This is a genomic window from Bacteroides xylanisolvens (assembly GCF_018289135.1).
GTDB lineage: Bacteria > Bacteroidota > Bacteroidia > Bacteroidales > Bacteroidaceae > Bacteroides > Bacteroides xylanisolvens.
The window spans coordinates 373,017-389,262 of record NZ_CP072216.1; the positions used below are offsets into that span (position 1 = coordinate 373,017).

At 47.4% G+C, this 16,246-nt stretch carries 27 protein-coding genes; 13 read left to right on the forward strand and 14 right to left on the reverse strand.

Annotated features, from left to right (window positions below):
* Positions 1-51: 51 nt before the first annotated feature.
* The 6 genes from mobV to INE92_RS01715 all read right to left on the reverse strand — a co-directional run bounded on the left by mobV (position 52) and on the right by INE92_RS01715 (position 5,235).
* The gene (gene mobV / locus INE92_RS01690) at positions 52-1,503 is read right to left on the reverse strand and encodes a MobV family relaxase (RefSeq protein WP_005816278.1); all 1,452 of its coding nucleotides are present in this window, start codon (positions 1,501-1,503) and stop codon (positions 52-54) included.
* A 208-nt stretch (positions 1,504-1,711) separates the two neighbouring features.
* Positions 1,712-2,596 (reverse strand): hypothetical protein, encoded by an 885-nt coding sequence (locus INE92_RS01695; RefSeq protein ID WP_005816280.1) that lies wholly within the window; start codon positions 2,594-2,596, stop codon positions 1,712-1,714.
* A gap of 79 nt (positions 2,597-2,675) precedes the next feature.
* Positions 2,676-3,170 carry a hypothetical protein gene (locus tag INE92_RS01700; RefSeq protein ID WP_005816282.1) on the reverse strand — a complete coding sequence of 165 codons (495 nt, stop codon included), beginning with the start codon at positions 3,168-3,170 and terminating at the stop codon, positions 2,676-2,678.
* Positions 3,160-3,573 carry a hypothetical protein gene (locus INE92_RS01705; RefSeq protein ID WP_211420644.1) on the reverse strand — a complete coding sequence of 138 codons (414 nt, stop codon included), beginning with the start codon at positions 3,571-3,573 and terminating at the stop codon, positions 3,160-3,162. Before INE92_RS01705 ends, INE92_RS01700 begins: the two co-directional genes overlap by 11 nt.
* A gap of 78 nt (positions 3,574-3,651) precedes the next feature.
* Positions 3,652-4,098: a hypothetical protein gene (locus INE92_RS01710; RefSeq protein ID WP_004319947.1), complete on the reverse strand. Its 447-nt coding sequence runs from the start codon at positions 4,096-4,098 to the stop codon at positions 3,652-3,654.
* Positions 4,099-4,122: 24 nt separating this feature from the next.
* A complete protein-coding gene (locus INE92_RS01715) occupies positions 4,123-5,235 on the reverse strand; it encodes a hypothetical protein (protein ID WP_211420645.1) in 1,113 nt (370 codons plus the stop codon).
* Between the two features lie 254 nt (positions 5,236-5,489).
* Here INE92_RS01715 and INE92_RS01720 point away from each other — a divergent pair, with 254 nt between their 5' ends.
* From INE92_RS01720 to INE92_RS01770, 11 genes are all read left to right on the forward strand, one after another.
* Positions 5,490-6,113: a recombinase family protein gene (locus INE92_RS01720; protein ID WP_005816288.1), complete on the forward strand. Its 624-nt coding sequence runs from the start codon at positions 5,490-5,492 to the stop codon at positions 6,111-6,113.
* A gap of 16 nt (positions 6,114-6,129) precedes the next feature.
* A complete protein-coding gene (locus tag INE92_RS01725) occupies positions 6,130-6,813 on the forward strand; it encodes a DUF3800 domain-containing protein (protein WP_005816290.1) in 684 nt (227 codons plus the stop codon).
* Positions 6,814-6,816: 3 nt separating this feature from the next.
* Positions 6,817-7,353, forward strand: coding sequence for a hypothetical protein (locus tag INE92_RS01730; protein ID WP_005816292.1), 537 nt, complete (start codon positions 6,817-6,819; stop codon positions 7,351-7,353).
* A gap of 194 nt (positions 7,354-7,547) precedes the next feature.
* Complete coding sequence (gene trxA, locus INE92_RS01735; RefSeq protein ID WP_005816294.1) at positions 7,548-7,847, forward strand: thioredoxin; 300 nt, start codon at positions 7,548-7,550, stop codon at positions 7,845-7,847.
* A 10-nt stretch (positions 7,848-7,857) separates the two neighbouring features.
* Complete coding sequence (locus INE92_RS01740; RefSeq protein WP_007837469.1) at positions 7,858-8,433, forward strand: DUF6155 family protein; 576 nt, start codon at positions 7,858-7,860, stop codon at positions 8,431-8,433.
* 14 nt (positions 8,434-8,447) lie between these two features.
* Positions 8,448-8,693 (forward strand): hypothetical protein, encoded by a 246-nt coding sequence (locus tag INE92_RS01745; protein WP_005816298.1) that lies wholly within the window; start codon positions 8,448-8,450, stop codon positions 8,691-8,693.
* Positions 8,674-8,877: a hypothetical protein gene (locus tag INE92_RS01750; RefSeq protein ID WP_008144459.1), complete on the forward strand. Its 204-nt coding sequence runs from the start codon at positions 8,674-8,676 to the stop codon at positions 8,875-8,877. The genes INE92_RS01745 and INE92_RS01750 overlap by 20 nt, the downstream gene beginning before the upstream one ends.
* A complete protein-coding gene (locus INE92_RS01755) occupies positions 8,877-9,314 on the forward strand; it encodes a DUF4186 domain-containing protein (RefSeq protein ID WP_005816300.1) in 438 nt (145 codons plus the stop codon). The genes INE92_RS01750 and INE92_RS01755 overlap by 1 nt, the downstream gene beginning before the upstream one ends.
* Positions 9,311-9,517, forward strand: a complete 207-nt coding sequence (locus tag INE92_RS01760; RefSeq protein WP_005816302.1) for a hypothetical protein — start codon at positions 9,311-9,313, stop codon at positions 9,515-9,517. Before INE92_RS01755 ends, INE92_RS01760 begins: the two co-directional genes overlap by 4 nt.
* A gap of 9 nt (positions 9,518-9,526) precedes the next feature.
* The gene (locus INE92_RS01765; protein ID WP_005816304.1) at positions 9,527-9,763 is read left to right on the forward strand and encodes a hypothetical protein; all 237 of its coding nucleotides are present in this window, start codon (positions 9,527-9,529) and stop codon (positions 9,761-9,763) included.
* 24 nt (positions 9,764-9,787) lie between these two features.
* Positions 9,788-9,967 carry a transcriptional regulator gene (locus INE92_RS01770; protein ID WP_005816310.1) on the forward strand — a complete coding sequence of 60 codons (180 nt, stop codon included), beginning with the start codon at positions 9,788-9,790 and terminating at the stop codon, positions 9,965-9,967.
* Positions 9,968-10,267: 300 nt separating this feature from the next.
* Here the strand turns inward: INE92_RS01770 and INE92_RS01775 are convergent, their stop codons facing one another.
* Both INE92_RS01775 and INE92_RS01780 read right to left on the reverse strand, forming a co-directional pair.
* Positions 10,268-10,759: an SLOG family protein gene (locus INE92_RS01775; protein WP_005816313.1), complete on the reverse strand. Its 492-nt coding sequence runs from the start codon at positions 10,757-10,759 to the stop codon at positions 10,268-10,270.
* Positions 10,760-10,762: 3 nt separating this feature from the next.
* The gene (locus INE92_RS01780) at positions 10,763-11,329 is read right to left on the reverse strand and encodes a hypothetical protein (RefSeq protein ID WP_005816315.1); all 567 of its coding nucleotides are present in this window, start codon (positions 11,327-11,329) and stop codon (positions 10,763-10,765) included.
* On the opposite strand from INE92_RS01780, the gene INE92_RS01785 reads away from it, so the two are divergent.
* Positions 11,323-11,574 carry a hypothetical protein gene (locus tag INE92_RS01785; RefSeq protein ID WP_225494525.1) on the forward strand — a complete coding sequence of 84 codons (252 nt, stop codon included), beginning with the start codon at positions 11,323-11,325 and terminating at the stop codon, positions 11,572-11,574. The genes INE92_RS01780 and INE92_RS01785 overlap by 7 nt on opposite strands.
* Before the next feature lie 306 nt (positions 11,575-11,880).
* On the opposite strand, the gene INE92_RS01790 is transcribed toward INE92_RS01785, so the two are convergent.
* From INE92_RS01790 to INE92_RS01815, 6 genes are all read right to left on the reverse strand, one after another.
* Complete coding sequence (locus tag INE92_RS01790) at positions 11,881-12,159, reverse strand: plasmid partition protein ParG (RefSeq protein ID WP_005816317.1); 279 nt, start codon at positions 12,157-12,159, stop codon at positions 11,881-11,883.
* A 7-nt stretch (positions 12,160-12,166) separates the two neighbouring features.
* The gene (locus tag INE92_RS01795) at positions 12,167-12,922 is read right to left on the reverse strand and encodes a ParA family protein (protein WP_005816319.1); all 756 of its coding nucleotides are present in this window, start codon (positions 12,920-12,922) and stop codon (positions 12,167-12,169) included.
* A gap of 119 nt (positions 12,923-13,041) precedes the next feature.
* Complete coding sequence (locus tag INE92_RS01800) at positions 13,042-13,467, reverse strand: single-stranded DNA-binding protein (RefSeq protein WP_005816321.1); 426 nt, start codon at positions 13,465-13,467, stop codon at positions 13,042-13,044.
* 53 nt (positions 13,468-13,520) lie between these two features.
* Positions 13,521-13,877, reverse strand: a complete 357-nt coding sequence (locus INE92_RS01805) for a helix-turn-helix domain-containing protein (RefSeq protein WP_007837478.1) — start codon at positions 13,875-13,877, stop codon at positions 13,521-13,523.
* Positions 13,878-13,924: 47 nt separating this feature from the next.
* Positions 13,925-14,176: a hypothetical protein gene (locus tag INE92_RS01810; protein ID WP_007837480.1), complete on the reverse strand. Its 252-nt coding sequence runs from the start codon at positions 14,174-14,176 to the stop codon at positions 13,925-13,927.
* Positions 14,164-14,718, reverse strand: coding sequence for a hypothetical protein (locus INE92_RS01815; protein ID WP_005816324.1), 555 nt, complete (start codon positions 14,716-14,718; stop codon positions 14,164-14,166). Before INE92_RS01815 ends, INE92_RS01810 begins: the two co-directional genes overlap by 13 nt.
* A gap of 882 nt (positions 14,719-15,600) precedes the next feature.
* Here INE92_RS01815 and INE92_RS01820 point away from each other — a divergent pair.
* Positions 15,601-15,915: a hypothetical protein gene (locus INE92_RS01820; protein ID WP_224204806.1), complete on the forward strand. Its 315-nt coding sequence runs from the start codon at positions 15,601-15,603 to the stop codon at positions 15,913-15,915.
* The last annotated feature ends 331 nt before the right edge of the window (positions 15,916-16,246 follow it).

Below are 16,246 nucleotides of genomic sequence, written 5' to 3' on the forward strand. Positions count from 1 at the left end.
GTTCAATTTAATCTGGTGAATACTATAACAGGTGATACGTGACAGTGCCGCTTATCGTTTCTTCCTTTTGCCGGAAGAGGGGCGCATCATGCGTGCAGCTTTCATCATGCAACGGCGTGCCCAAGCGCGTTCATCCTCGTCATCGTCACGTCCCCATTTGAGGTCGGACGAACTGCCGCCACCGCCATGACCTTCGGCAAAGGTGGTGGCATCATCGACGTAGCCGAGGAATAGAAGCGTGGCACAGTACATCACCTCCGTTCCATTCTCCGCAAAGGCCTGAAGCAGGGAACCGTCAAACACGTCCTTGCCCTCATTGGAAAGCCGTGCCACACGTTCGGAGAACTCGCTGACCATGTTTTCGAGAAGGGCATTTCTGAGAACGGTGTCCGCACCTTGTCGGATAGTATCGGAATATCTGTGTGCCTCCTGCCGCAACTCCTCCGTGCGCTCCTTCATGGCGGTCATCTCCTCACGCAGGGCATCGAGCTTGCGGTCAGCCTCTGAGAGCTTCTCCTGCTTGTCGTCCAGTTTCGACTGGATAGCGGACAGTTCCTGCTCCAGCTCTTGGACTTGCTGACGGAGAGCATCAGGATTGTCGTGACCTGCAAGAATCTGCCGATGCAATTCAGCAAGTGCCGCCTCCTTCTCAGCCTTCTCCTGCAAGAGGTTGTTGACCATTGAGGTGAGTCCTTTTACTCTCCGCTCTGCCAGACGGATGTCCGATTGGAGCGAGGCGAGTGTCCGCTGATGGGTGGCGACGGACTGCTCAATGGTGGTGCACTGTTCTGACAGCTGGCGGCGGTATTCTTCGGTGGTGCGGTGGCGTGCTCCCGTCTCTGAGACGGAAGTTCCGCGCTCCATGCCCCAACGCTTGTTGACATCGGCAAATTCGCTGTGCAGGGCTTTCATCCTGGCAGAAAACTCGTACTTGTCCTTTCCGGCGAATATCTGTTTGTATGCAAACTTGCCGTCCTTGATTGGCAAGAGGGTGCAGTGAACGTGCGGATTGGTTTCGTCCAAGTGTAAGATGAAAGCGACGATGTTCTCCTCACCGTATTTGTCCGCAACAAAGCGGTAAACATCCTTTGCCCATTCCTCAATGTCCTTGCATCGGGTTAGATGCGAATTGTCCGCTCCGTGAGTGAGATTCACCTTCTGGTCACCGAATGCCAATTCTGTCATACGTTCTCGTGAGCCTCCGAAGATGAAATTGACCACTGTGCGGAAGCGTGGCTCTGCCAGTCCCTCGTTGGGGTCTTTGATTCCACGGCTCCGCAGGATGTCTGCCATGCGCTCCGGGATGCTTCGGCTCTTGTCTATAGGACAAACCTTGCCGCCCCGAACCTCGAAGTTGAGCCGCTCACGGCTGCGGTCGTAGTTGCCTGTTGATTCAGCGGATCCCCAACCCTTTTCCGTCCAACGGCGTTGGTGCTCGTTGCTCTGTGCTGTGGTGATTCCCTTAGATGGTCGGAAATCCATAACCTGTTTTGGTGTTGCCATAACCTATTTCCTTTTATGTGTGTACAACTCTCCTGTCTCCAGCTTGCTGCTTGTAAGGACAGCCTCCCGATGGTCGGAGACCAAGAGGGGTATTAGGCTACCCAAATTCCCTCATTTCCGACCAACGGGCAAGCCCGATTATTTTACAGCAATGGCAGACGTGTAAACACTGTGCCAGTAGAAAAGAAGAAGCGTTGTACGGTGATTATTAGAGGTTAATACAGCCTTTTGATGGACAGGAGCCCTCTTGGTTGGCTACAATGGCAAGGAACGGTCGGCAGAGTGACTGAAACTGTGACTTGATGGCTGCGCTTTCCTGATGCAAGGCTGGTGAGCTGCCATCCAATGCCAATTCTGATATTGCCTTTGCCGCCTCGATGAATGAGAGCCAGTCTCCTCCCAGGTCTTTGTAAAAGAAGGGAAGAAGGGAGGTAACGAGGGCGTTATCTGTTTCCTGCGAAAGCACCTGATGGAAGGTGGCTTCGCAGACAGCTGTGAGTGCAGTCATACAAAAGGCGTGTCCTACAGATTCGGGAATGTTTCTTCCGCATGGCACCTTGCCAATTGAATTGCCATTGTCGGCTTTCTGCAAGATAATGGCTACTTCCTCTGTTGCATCTTCGTAGAGTTGTTCACATTCCGAGGCGCAAGCCGATGCGGACATCTTGCCGCTTCGCCATTCGTCCAATGCGGTACACATCTTCTGGCGGAACACATCCAAGGCTGCGTCAATCGGAGAAACGGCAGGTGTCTCAGCCAACATCGGGATGGTGATGATTTGGCTCTTCGTGAGACGGGTGACGGAAATCTGGTTCATCTTCTCCAACTGCTCGATGAAGGTGCGGACAGTGGCGCGGTGCCAATGCCAGCATCCTGCCAGTTCGGTAATGGTGATTACAAACTGCCCGTTGGACAGGCTGAACTCCTGCTTGCACAGATCCTTGGGGATGTACTGTACAGAAGCCTTGTCTACAAGGTCAAGGTAGGCTTCGAGCTTCGACAGCCTTATCCCGGACCTCTCTTTCAAGAACTCCAACAGGGACATCCGTTCAGACATCTTGCCGGAACTCGTTCTATGTTTCTGTTTCTTCATTTCAATAATCTGTTTGGTGAATACTGTTGTTTGTCGCCAGCTCCATTATACAAAAGGAACGGCATGATACAGGTGATACTTAATAGTAGTATATGATGAGCATTTCTGTGTCTTCGAGGAGCATCTTGCGGTCAGCCTTGTTCTTCCACAGCGATATGACTATGCGCGAGGGATAGAACAGTGATGCCAGAAGGACAAAGGAGATGGTGACAGCAAGCGTGAACAGATGAGGAGTGAAGACAAACACCACTGCCGCCAACGCGGCGATGCAGAAGGGTGTCCGCTCCTCGTGCAGACGCTGTAGCCACCTCTCCACATCCATAAAGACAAAGAATATGGCAAACGCTATGGTGGAAGCCACTACGCCTATGTCGTTATAGTGTACACAGAGGTAGAGGAAGTGGAACACGTACAGCAGGATGAGCAGCATCAACCGGTAGAGCTTCCTTGCTGTCACAAGCGCGGTCATGCGCAGATAGAACCGTGTCATAAACTGTCTGCGGCTTCTGTGCAGAATCATCGTCACAAAGAAGAACGCTGACATCAGGATGAGAAACAGTATCTTACTTGTCATAATATGTATAGCATGTGAATAATGGAAGTGGACTCAGGTCGGGCTGGACGACACCGTGTGTGGCAGTGGATATGATACGCTCCATATCCTCCAGTGTCAGTTCTCCCTTGATTATTCTCTGACGGAAAGCTCCGTCGGTTGTCCGAAGGCTCTTGATAGCCTGTTCCAAGTCGTACTCGGCTATCTGCCACACTTGCCCTCTCGTGTAGGGGAAATGATGGTGGATGGCCTTGACCACAAGCACACGGCTGAGGATGTCGGTCATTCTGCCGTTCCTGACTATCGTGTGGTTGCGGACAGTGGCGATGCTCTCAATCTCCAGCCATGTGCGGTGACGGTCGAGAAGATGGATAATCTTCATGTAAAGCGTTTCCTTCATCAGATGGTCGGGAGCTTGTGGCATGACTTTGGCCTTTGTTGTGGACAACAGAATGGAGCGTTGTTGCGGTAGAACAGGACTGTCATCTGGCAAATGTAACTTTCAAATGAAGTCGAGCAGGACTTCCTCCTTGGGCTTCATGTATTTGAAGAACCCGTTCTTGCAATGCAGACTGAGGTCGAGGCATACATCTGCCGACATGTGCTCCAGCGAGTCATAGATGGTCACTTTTATCTGGCTGACCATGCCACGCTCATCTGTGGAGCCGTTGACCTTGAACATCCGTCCGAAAGAAGGGTTGGAATAGGCACAGCAGCTGTGTCCGAACTCCGTATGACGGCTTGGAATGTGGTGATAGAGGATTATCATTTCCATCTCGTCTTCGAGCATATCCATCACCTCCTCTATCGTGAAAGGGGTGTTCAACTGGAAAGTAAGAAGCACGTAATCGTCATACTTGACAGGCTTCTCCATCTTGCGCTTGTCCAGCAGTTCTGGCAACTGCAAAGGCACGACGGCAAGGAAATCATCGCAAAACTGTTCTAACATAATCGTATTCTCTGTTTGGGGTGTTTATAATCTTGTGACATAAATCTTCATCATGAGCATGGGCATATCCGACAGGCGTTGCTTGTCGAGGTGCAGTTTCTTGGCCAGACCGTCCATCTCCTTGGGGAGCGCATCGGCTATTTTGTAGAGGTCTGCCTTGTCCTTGTCGGAGAGCACGCTCACGGAAAGGTCATCCATCGTCATGAACGGCTGCATCATCATCAGGAGGTAGGCGTGCATGGTGTGCTCGTCCTTTACCCTGCCACTATTCAGATCCTCGATAGCCGCTTGTGCGTTGCGCAGCAGACGGTGGTTGGTGCGCATGGAGAGGTATATCATTGCATCCTTGTGGGACAAATCCTTGCGGTCGGCGGCACGGAGTATCTCCCGACAGCAGTGTTCGGTGTTTCGTCTGATGTCACCGATGTCATCGTCAGCAAAATCCGGCAGGTATTGCAGGAAGGATTTGAAATACAAATGCTCTTCCTTGATGAAAGCGAGCAGGTCTTCCTTGCCGTGAATGCCTTGCTTGGCGGATTTTTGCAGGAACAGCAGGTAACGCTTCAGTACCGCCTGTTTACCACCTTTATTATATATAGGCAGGCTATCCAAGGAAGCGAAGAATGGCTGTGCTTCCTTCACGGCTTGCTGTAGTTCCTCATCACCAACATGGGAAGAGGTCTGTTCTCTGAGATAGAGCAGGTCGTGAAAGGTGCGTTGCTTAGACATCGCCATACGGCACAGCTCGATGTGGATGGAGTCGTTCAACTCATGATATACCGTGAACGGGTATGAGTGGGCTTTCCTGACAGTGTCACGTGAGATGCACGATGTCACGGAATCGTTCAACACGCGCCATTCATTGATGGTCTTTGCCAACGATTGGATGGTGACCTTGTCGCTCTGCCGAAGAGTGGTCAGAAAGCCATGATACTCTCTGATGGCTTCATCGCTTGAATGGAACGACTTCGTGCCGTTTCCGTCTGAACATGCTGTCAGCATGATTACGGCAAACGCAGTGGCAATACAAATGGCAAGTCTGATACCGCCATGCGAGTTTGATTTTGCATTATGCAATATTTGCTTCATGCAATGGAGGTTGGTTTGTCCTCTGAAAAGTTGGGGTTCATATTTCATTGTTGTCATTATTTTGAGTCTGATTTTGAAATTGACGGTGCAAAGTTAATGCGTTTCAGCGATATATTTGCAAGAATGACAGTAAGTTTAATCTTATTTGTGCATCATACTTGCGAGTATGATTTTCAATGAAATCAAGTGAAAAGAAAATGGCAAATTATCGTGTTTAAGTATGATTTTTCGTTCAAGTATGATTGTTTCTCGGAAAAATAGTGTACCTTTGCACTTGATTTCATTTAATAGCGTACAACAGTATGGCAAAAGTAGGTTACATCTTTATCGCCACCAATGGCGAAGAGTATGCAGAAGACAAGGCTTGGATGCAGCAATACGGCTGTGTTCAGGTGATAGAGGAACTGTCCGAACACGAGAGGCTGCGCCCGATGTGGAAGCAGCTCATATCGAGTCTGGAGCGCGGCGACGAGCTGGTGGTGTCGAGGTTCAGTAACGCACTGCGTGGCACCCGTGAACTGGCTACATTCATAGAATACTGCCGTGTGAAGGTGGTTCGCATCATCTCCATCCAAGACCGCATCGATACGTTTGACGAACTTTTCCCCGACACCAAGCCCTCACAGGTCATCCGTATGTTCGGGTCACTCTCTGAGGAGTGTGCCGTGCTGCGCAAGGCATCGGCACACATCATCCATCTGCAACAGAATATCCGGCCGCCCAAGAAGTCGGAAAGGGCACTGTCGAAACTGGAGCGTGAGAAGAATATCGTGAACATGTACAACGAGGGGCACAGCATAGATGACATCTTTGCCATCAGCGGCTTCACAAGCCGAAGTTCCGTGTTCCGCATACTCAACAAGCATGGTGTGACGCTGAACCGTGGACCTCATAGTGGACCGCTGAAGAAAAGGAATAAAGAATAAACAAAAAACAGATACAATGAATAAGACATTCAACATCTACTGTGATGAAAGCACCCACATGGTGCATGACGGTCATCCCTACATGCTTTTGGGATGTACAAGTATAGCATACACACAAATCCGCATGGCAAAAGATGCCATAAAAGATATTAAGAAGAAGCACGGCTATAGTGATGAGCTGAAATGGACAAATGTCCACGAGGCCACGTATAAAGTCTATGCAGAGCTTATAGACTGGTTCTTTATGAATGACATGGAATTTAGGGCTGTGGTTGTTGACAAGAGTCAGATTGACGAGAAACGAGAAGACTATACGTTTAATGATTTCTACTTTCGCATGTACTACCAATTGCTGCATCACAAGATGGACATGGATTATACATATAACATATATATGGATATCAAGGACACATGCAGTAGCGATAAGCTGGAGAGGCTCAGAAAAATAATGGAATACAACTCTTCCATTGGCAGGTTTCAGTTTATACGTTCACACGAAAGTGTCTTCATCCAATTGGCAGATGTTCTAATGGGAGCCATCAACTACAACCTTAGATATGAAAAGGGAGAAGTTGAAGGAAGGGTGAGAGCCAAAATGAAGCTGATTGAAAAGATAAAAAAACACAGTAATATCAGTCTCAACACCACAACTCCCAAATTTAGAAAGAAGTTTAATTTGTTTTTTATCGCACTGAAATAGCCAATGAGCAGTTTGAATATTATCAAGAAATACCCTGAGCTGCTGGAACTGGCATATCTCAGTGAACGAGAAAGAGAGCATGATCTTCATGCAATATTCAAGCGTGATATAGAAGATAACTGTCAATTCTCATTCAGAGGGTGGCGCATCTATCCTATAAAGACAGATGGCGAGATTGACATGGCAAGATTGTTCAAGCATCTTACCTGTGAAGAAATCATGGTTGAGAACGAAGACGGTACGACTTATCCAAAGCGAGTATTCGAGATGGCTCGTTCACAAAGGCTTCATTGGATAAATCACCATGTGAGAGAATTGACACCAGACAATCTGGATGTATTTACCATAGAAGAGAGGGACGGCAAAAAGCGTAAGGTCAAGAAAACATACATCTATGATAAAGTGGAAAAGTATGTTATTGTCTTGGAACAACAACGTAGCAACGGATTCTATCTGTTGACAGCATACCATCTTAACAAAGAGTATGGACTAAAGGCTTTGGAAAAGAAGATGAAAAAGAGATTGCAGACACCACTATAAAACGCAAGACCCGAATTGCATCAAAGGCAACCGGGTCTCGAAACTCCTTCTATCTATAGATGAGCGCTGCAAAGGTACGAATATTCTTTGAAATAACGAAGGTTTTTCATTGAATTCTTCTCGATTTTAACATTTGCAGGGCAGTATTGTAAGATAACAGGAAAGAAAATAGCATAATTTTACAGAAAATCGTAATGGAAACATTCAAAGACGTTATATCAAGTGACCAACTTGTCTTGGTCGATTTCTTCGCCACCTGGTGCCAGCCATGCAAGATGATGCACCCCATCCTTGAGCAGGTGAAGGAAGTGTTGGGTGACAGAATCCGCATCATCAAGGTAGATGTGGACAAGTATGGGGTGACTGCAAGTCAGTATGGCATACAGTCTGTGCCCACATTGATGCTGTTCAGACGCGGCGAAGTGTTGTGGAGGACGAGCGGTGTGATGCAGAAATCAGAGTTGCTGGCAACGATTGACCCGTTTTTAAGATAAAAGAGCAGAAATGTCAAAATCTAAATTAAAGTCTGTCCTCATGTCCATGGACAAGAGTGAAATAATAAAAATGGTATTGGAACTTTATTCTGCACGGAAAGAGGCAAAGGAATATCTTGACTTCTATGCAGAGCCGAATGAGGGCCAGAAGCTGGAAGAGTATAAGCACATCATACGGGAAGAGTTCTATCCGAGCAGAAACAGAGAGCCAAAGACACGCTTCTCAGTGTGCCGCAAGGCATTGTCCGACTTCAAGAAACTGAAGCCTTCGGAAGATTCAGTCGCAGAATTGATGGTGTTCTATATGGAGAATGCCTGTCAGTTCACTTATGACTATGGAGACATGTGGGAGCAATTCTATGATTCTGTTGAGAGTAATTTCGACAAGACATTGCGCCACATCGTGCTTTATGACCTTTGGGACAAGTATGATTCCCGAATCAAGCAATGCCTTCGTTGGGCAAGCCCTTGTGGATGGGGATTTCCTGACGCACTGAATGATATGTATGAGGAAATGAAGGCGCAAAATGAGGAACTCCGAAAGAAATACAGGAATTTCAAGATGCCCATCAACGCTGATTATTAAACGAATATACTCAAATGGGGAAACCAAAGAAAAAACATAAGAAAGCGAAACAACTGCCCTTAAGCAAAGAAGAGCAGATTTTTCAAGCGGCAAGAGACCTTGCAGCTGAAATTGGCATATCCTATTCTGAGGCATTAGGGTTTACTTTGGGCATAAAGGACGTAACGTATGGTTGGGAAGAAGACTATACGGAAGAAGAGTTTCAGGCACTGATTGACCACGCTGTGGGAGACACTGATTATGAGCACACCCTCTATTGAATCATCTACACGAGAGGAACGTTTGGATTACGTTCTGAATGAATGGAGATGTCTGCACAACTGTGAGCTGTGCGGTAAGTGCCATATTCTGAAAGGCAGAAGCGAAGAAATACTCTATGCAGACTATATAGACGGCAAGCGGTCATATATGGATATAACATTAGAAATCAGAAGCAACAGATAATGATGTCACAGAAATACATATATCCATCGTTGTTCCAAGAGGAAGAGCCGCAAGAAAGCGTTCCTGGTGATAAGAAAGAGTATGACCTGACGAATCTCTTTGAGAGATTGGCAAAGTCTGATTTTCGCAGCCGGTTCCATCTGTCCAAGCAAGACAGGGAGTATGTAATGGAAAAGGGATTGCCGACGATACGAAAACACGCAGAGGACTTTGTGGCAAAAAGACTTGCTCCGGCTGTCATACCGAACGACGGCAAGCAGACTCCCATGCGTGGGCATCCTGTTTTCCTGGCTCAACATGCCACTGGCTGTTGTTGCCGGGGATGCTTCTTCAAGTGGCATCACATCTCAGCAGGCAGGGCACTGACCAAGGAAGAACAGGAATATGCTGTTGCCGTATTGATGGCATGGATTGAAAAACAGATGAATAAAGGATGAAGATAGAAGAAGCCATAGTATATGTGATGGTAAAGCGAAATGGCGGCATGACAACCGACCAGATTGCCGATGCCATCAATCGTCATAGGCTGCACCTGAGAAAGGACGGTCAGCCTGTGACAAGCAAGCAGGTGTATGCAACAATCTGCCGTTTCCCTGAAATGTTCACAAAAGAAGCTGGCAGAATCATGTTAATGATATGACGTAACGATATGACAATAGATACAACCAACATGTGCTCACACCTTCAGAAGAAGTTGTTTGAACCAGAAGGTGTGTATTATCCTATATGGCAAGCCATGCAGGATGATGAGACCTTGACAGCAGTGGTACGAAGCAGACAGCTGCACATCTACAGAAACGGGAAGAAAATTCTCGTTCTGGCAGGTAAGGCACAACCGAAGATTATAAGGGAAGACAAAATACAAGAGTTAATAACAAGATTATAAACAAAACATCAAATCATCAAAACAATGGACGCAAAAGAAAAAGTATTGGCAACAATGAAAGAGGCTGGTCAGCCTCTCAACGCAGGTAAAATCGCAGAACTCAGCGGTCTCGACCGCAAAGAGGTAGATGCAGCCATGAAGCAGCTGAAAGCAGAGGGTGCAATCGTCTCTCCTGTGCGTTGCAAATGGGCACCTGCAGAGTAAGGTTTATACTGCTGTCTTGAAATATAGGCAGCAGTATCTTTATTTTTATCAAAATGTTAAGGTGAGGAATCTGAATATCCTTGCCTACGGACACAATTATCCGCTGCATCTTTTTGGGGTAAGGTGCAGACGTATGGCTGTCAGCGTATCTTGGTTTAAAGACGCTTAGCGGTCACGGCGGAAGTCGTTTCGTCTCTCTCCGCCGAACAAAGCTCTGAGCACATTGCCCAAAGCTCCGAACACGAAGTAGCAAACGATGATTGCAACAATATCGTCCATAAGCATTTTCTGTTTTATGGGTTATACACTATTATGAAGATTCACTATGTCCAATCCCTGCCTCTTGGCTTCTCTGACGGTGTAGAACGTGCCGCCCTTGGGATTGCCATCGAAGTAGGCTATGAGACGTGAACTGCGGTTGACCATATAGTCGTTGCGCCTCAGAAGGCAGCCATTGTAGTATTGCTCGCTCAATACGACCACGTCATCCACGATGCGCAGGATGGCATCATACTTGGCTTGCTCTTCCTTGCTCCACCGGTCAGACTGACCACGGAACGGCACAACGGCTATCACCTGCAAGTCCTTCAACTCGCATTGCAACGAAAGGGCGGCTTCTGCCGCCAGCAGGTCAAATCCCATTGCCATGCCACAATAGAAATACCGGTAGCCGTCGGCATACGCCTTGGCTATCTCCGATTTGAGACATTGCTTCAACTCCCTCCGCTTGGCGAAAGGTACGCTGCGGTGTCCGCTGAAGCATACGGACACTGCCTTGTCGTACTTTGTCATACTTTACCTTACTTTATAATGTGTGCGTGCGAGGAACATACCGCCAATAACACATGCCCCGAGCCTTTCGAGTTGGTTGGCATACTTGGCATAGCTGAGACCCTTGGTTATCACATCGTCAAAGACCAACACCATTTTGTTGTCGAAGAACGGCTCATCAAACTCAACGACATTCGCCTTGCGGACTTCATCCTCGTTCTTGCGGTTATCGTGGATGGTCTTACGCTCTCCGCATACCCTCACGTGCTCGTAGCCGTTTTCCGCTCCTGTCAATTCACACACCCTGTGGCAGAAAGCCTTGTAGCGGAGTTCGTTGCTCTCGCTTGTGGATGCTGGAACGGGGGCGAAGACGATGTTCACGCAACCCTTGCCGTAGAGTGTCAGCATATTCTCTGCGGTGCGCTGCGCCACTTCCTCGTAGGCTCTTCCGTCCTTGAAGTCAAACACTAATTGTCTGTCGGCAATCTCCTTCTCACCCACATTGCGGATGCGTGCGGGATAGTATTTGCAGAACCAAGTCTGAGGCTTGTCTAACTGCTTTTGGATTTGATAGTCATTCTTGTGTGCCATTGCTCTTATGTTTTTTCTTCCCTTATTTCGGAGGCTTTTCCTGCCTGCCCAAGGGATATTTTTTGCTTTCCAAGAGTGATGGCGATCAAAAAGCCAAATCGGGAGCGAAAAATACGCTCTGCACGCAGAGGAAGATTTTTCGGTCAAATGCAATGGACGATTTGGTGTTTGAACAATCGCCAGCATTACCTTTGCAAAACAATATCCGCAGCGGCAAGGCAGGCGAAAAGAAATCTGTTATGTAAAAGAGGAAACGGGCGGGATGGCGTGGGGCGAAGCTGTATATGGGGAAGGACGATAGTTGATATGAGGGAAAAAGAGAAAATCTTGTAATAGGGAACGACATTGCCTTTTATCAGCATGGAGACAGTCCTACAAGCAGAGAAAACTATTGCCCTAAAAATGAGTTGGATAGTATTTTCTAAAAGTAGTATCGACTACGAATAGTATAATAGTCGAATAGTTTTTACTACCATACTACGGATAGTAAAGTCTGTTTATAGAAGAGATAGCGGTATCATCGTCTGTTCGGCGATGATACCGCGCGGCACTCATGTGTCATGCCGCTTTAGGTATTCTGTCATTGCCTCATTGACAATATCACGCAAGGACATCCCTTTCTTGATGGCGAGGTACTTCATCCTCGTGTGGATGCTCTTGTTGATAAGGAAATTGCAATGCACCGGCACTTCGGTAGTCTCAGAAACAGACACAGGTGGTGCTGGTGTAGTTTCTGTGACTATCTGCTCCTTACTCGGCTTCTTTGTGGAAGAAAGGAGTCCGTTGAGACCGCCTTTCATTCCCTCTTTCAACATACTGCTCTTGCTCATGGCTATGCTATTTTAAGTTTAACACTTCTTTTGCCAAAGACATATAATCACTGGCACCATTGGATTTGGGATTATACTCAAAGATAGTCTTGCCGTTGATGGGTGCTTCTGCCAAAGCCACATTATCACGGATGACGGTCTTGAAAACCTTCTCGTGAAAACTGTCATTGACGATTTCCCTCACGCTTCGGTTCAACGTCTTGCGGCGATCGAACTGGGTGATGACGATGCCGCCCACTTTAAGGTTGGAGTTGAGCCGCTCCTGAACGATGCGGATGATGTCCATCAACTTTGCCATACCTCTCATGGCAAGGTATTGCGCTTGAACAGGGATGATGATGTAGTCGGCTGCGGTGAGGGCATTCAAGGTCAGCAAGCCCAATGACGGTGGACAGTCGATGATGATGTAGTCGAAATGCTCTTTGGCGATGGCTTTGGTGATAAGTCCCTTCAAGATAAGCTCCCGTCCCGGCTCGCTGATAAGCTCTAACTCAGCCGCAGACAGGTCAAGGCATGAGGGTGAGACGGTGATGCCGTTGTGCAACTTGACCAACGGCAAGGTGTACTGTCCACACATTGCGCCATAGACTGTCTGTTCTTCCTCGATGGACAATCCCAAGGCTTCCGTGAGGTTGGCTTGTCCATCCATGTCAATAGCCAAGACGTTCTTCTTACTCAGTTGCAGAGCTGCCGCAAGGCTTACTGCGGTCGTACTTTTCCCTACACCACCCTTGTGATTTAATACTGCAATTATCTGTGTCATAACATGATACTACTATTAGTGAATACTACTTTACTATTCTACTACTGATAGTACATACTAACCATAGTAAAAGCGGATTTACTACGATTAGTACGTACTACTCTCAGTTGATACTACCCTCAGAAGGGAAGGTCTTCGCTCTTGTCCTGCGGTGCATCGGCTGGCGGTACGGGAGCCTCGCCCTCTGCCTTGGCTGCCTTGCGTGCCTTTGTTGCAGGTGTGTCGGTTGCATCCTTCTTCCCTGCATTGACAAAGGCGATGGAGTCAGCTATGATGCTATGCTGTATGTGGTTCTCTCCGTTGCGGTCTGTCCAAATGGAAGAAGTCAGTGTGCCTTCCACAAGCACCATACGACCCTTGGTGAGGTATTCAGCCAAACGGATATGGTTCTCCTTGCTGCTCTTCACCCTTACCCAAGTGGTGATTTGCTTGCCCTTACTGTAGTCGTCCACTGCGATGTCAACAGCCATGAATGTTCCGTGTGTACCTGTGATGACGCGGCAATCCTTTGCTCCGATGCGTCCGATAGTGTGAGTGTAAATCATAATGTGAAAATGTTATAGTGGCAAGTTGGTTAGACTTGCCGTTACCTTGTTATTTAAATGACTTTTCTTGTTGATTGAACATAAGCTATTGCTTCATTCATAATTTCTGCTCGTGACCTACTCTTGTTATCTTGCATCCACTCATCAATTTCAGATTTGAGGAACATGATACGTTTCCCCTTCTTATGGAATGGTATTTGTTTATTGCTTGTCCAACAATAGATTGTGTGTTCAACTGGATGGGTAGGGAGATACTCACTCAATTCGGAAACACTAAGCCATTCCAATCCCTTATCGGGCTGAATTTGAGTCATTAGTGTGGAAAACTTTTCTTCTAAAATCTCCAGCTTGTTTATTACTAATGACAATGCTGATGGCAAGTCATTAAAACTCAATATTTGCTTTTCCATATCAATATATGTGTGGCAAGTTGGTTAGGCTTGCCGTTACCTTGTTATTAATATCCTTTCTTCGTCTGCCTTGTATTGGCGACAAAAGACTTGTTGCTGCCTGTGAGACTGATAGAGCCGCAATTAACAAACTCTCCGTCGGAATAGACTCTGTACTTCTGTCCGCTTACCTCATGCTTCTGTTTGATGCGCTCTCGCATCCACTTCTTGGCTGCGGTCAATGAGCAAAAGGTCTCGCTCTCCTTGGTCGTCTCGTCATATACGATGCACTGGGTCATACATGCTCCTACTTCATCCATGCACCTATACTCGACGTGACATAGTCCAACTGACCGCCAAATATGTCGCTTGGCTCTATGTCGTATTGTCCATCCCTCACTTCCTTGTCCTCTCCAAGAAGCGACAAGTTTCCGTCGGCATCCAAACGTGCTGCGTCTATGACGATGTCACGAGGCTCGTCAAAGAGATAACCTGCCACGATGGGCTGCTCTCCCTCGAAATGCACCTCAAAGCCTCCGTCCACCTCCGTGCCGTACTTGCGAAGAGCCGCTTTCAGCTCGTCCTGCTCCCGGTGCTGCAATGCCTGGAGTTGTCCGTGGATAGTGAGGTCTTGCAGTTCTGCCTCTCGTTTGGTGTGGGTTGCCTCGCCGGTCTTGCAGTCGATGTCATACTTGTGGTAAACCACTGGGATATGGTCTGCCGATGTGACAAGCCATGTGATGTTGTTCACTGAGAAGCCCTGTCTGGTGAGGAACTCCTCGATGTCTGAGCCGAGAAGGTGGTCGGCTACGTCAAGATACTCGATGCGTGCGTCAGCATCATGCAGGATGATAATCTTCATTGCCTTTCTATTTTTAGTGATACAAATAAGTTTGTCGCCCATGTCGCTGGACTTGTTTAACTACGTTGAAGAAACTTACGCTCAGCATAGTGAATAAATTCCCTCTGCGTTCGCTTAACCGTTTCTTTCTCTTCCCTCCTTTCGAGACCTTTCAGCCTGTGGAGGGATATTTTCTGCTCCCACAAGCCGCAAGAAAAGACATAAAGACAAATTATGTGTGAAGAATACTCTTTTCCGAGGAAAAGGAAGATTGTTCACAGTCACAAGACCTCAAGCAGAATTTGACGATTGTCTCAGACGCGGCTAACTTTGCAGGAAATATGCCTACCACTGCGCTGATTGGAAGAAGATTATTGATATTGGCTGCAAGAGGAATGATGTGTTATATATAAAGAGGTAAGAAGAAAGATTGAAACAGTAAGGGTGGGCAGTGAAGTGTTTGCAGGTCTGCTGTACCGACATAAAGCGAGTGTGTTGGCTGACCGGGATGCAAGTCATCAAAGCTTCAGCCTTGATAGCTTGTAGCACGGACAGACAATTCTCTCGCGTCGGTACTTCGGCATACTGTCAGCTTTGGCTAATAGCAACGTGTTGCCATCAGCCAAGGATGTCTGTATGACGACAGACCATGTAACGCTTCGCAAAGGCGTGGGGCAAAGCAGTATAATTTAGAAGTAGATAGTAACGTATATCAGGCAAGAAGAGACAGTTGCGCAACGGACAAATCGGGCACTCCTGTCAGCATGACAAATGTGCCTTGTCCTTGCCGCAGGACACTGAGGCAGATTGGACGTAGCAGACATGTCTGCCACATTCAATATGCCTGAGTGGACAAGAACTGCCTCTTGTATAGCAGAAGAGAAATTGTAAAACAGTTGATTAGTGGTAAAGGTGGTATGGGTGGGCAGAATGGCATTACACGGACATTGCCGAAGCCCGATAATGGGACAGCCAGACAGCAATAAAGGCAGTTATCAGAAGTGTCAGTTTCTGATAGTGACATTGTTGGCTGCCTGTCACATGGGATTCGTGCGGTGTCCGTACAGTAATGCCGTTCTGAAGGTGTGGGGCGAAGCGATACAACGCACTTGGACGAAACCACCGCTTATAACAGAAAATATTTTGCAGTCAAAGAGAAGAAGAATAGTAAAGCAGGTGTGGGTGGGTAGTGAAGCTGTCGCAAGATTGACGGTCTGAATATCAAGGCGAGTGGATAGCCAGTAAAGGACACAATTATCAGAAGCCTCGGCTTCGGCATCTTGTGGCATAGATGGCAGTCCTCTCGCGTTCAGACCTTGGCATACTGTCTTTCTTGGCTAATAGCGACTTTGTCGCCATCAGCCGGGAATATCTGTATGCCAACCATCTTGGTGACGTTTCGCAAATGGTGAGGGACGAAGTGGTTAGAATAAAGGAAGACGGCGTTGCCGTTATGGTTAATAAATGCACATGGTTGTTATTAGAGAAGATTATCACACGCTATAACAGCAGATTGATGTCCCTGAGCAAAACAAAAGCGACCCGAAGG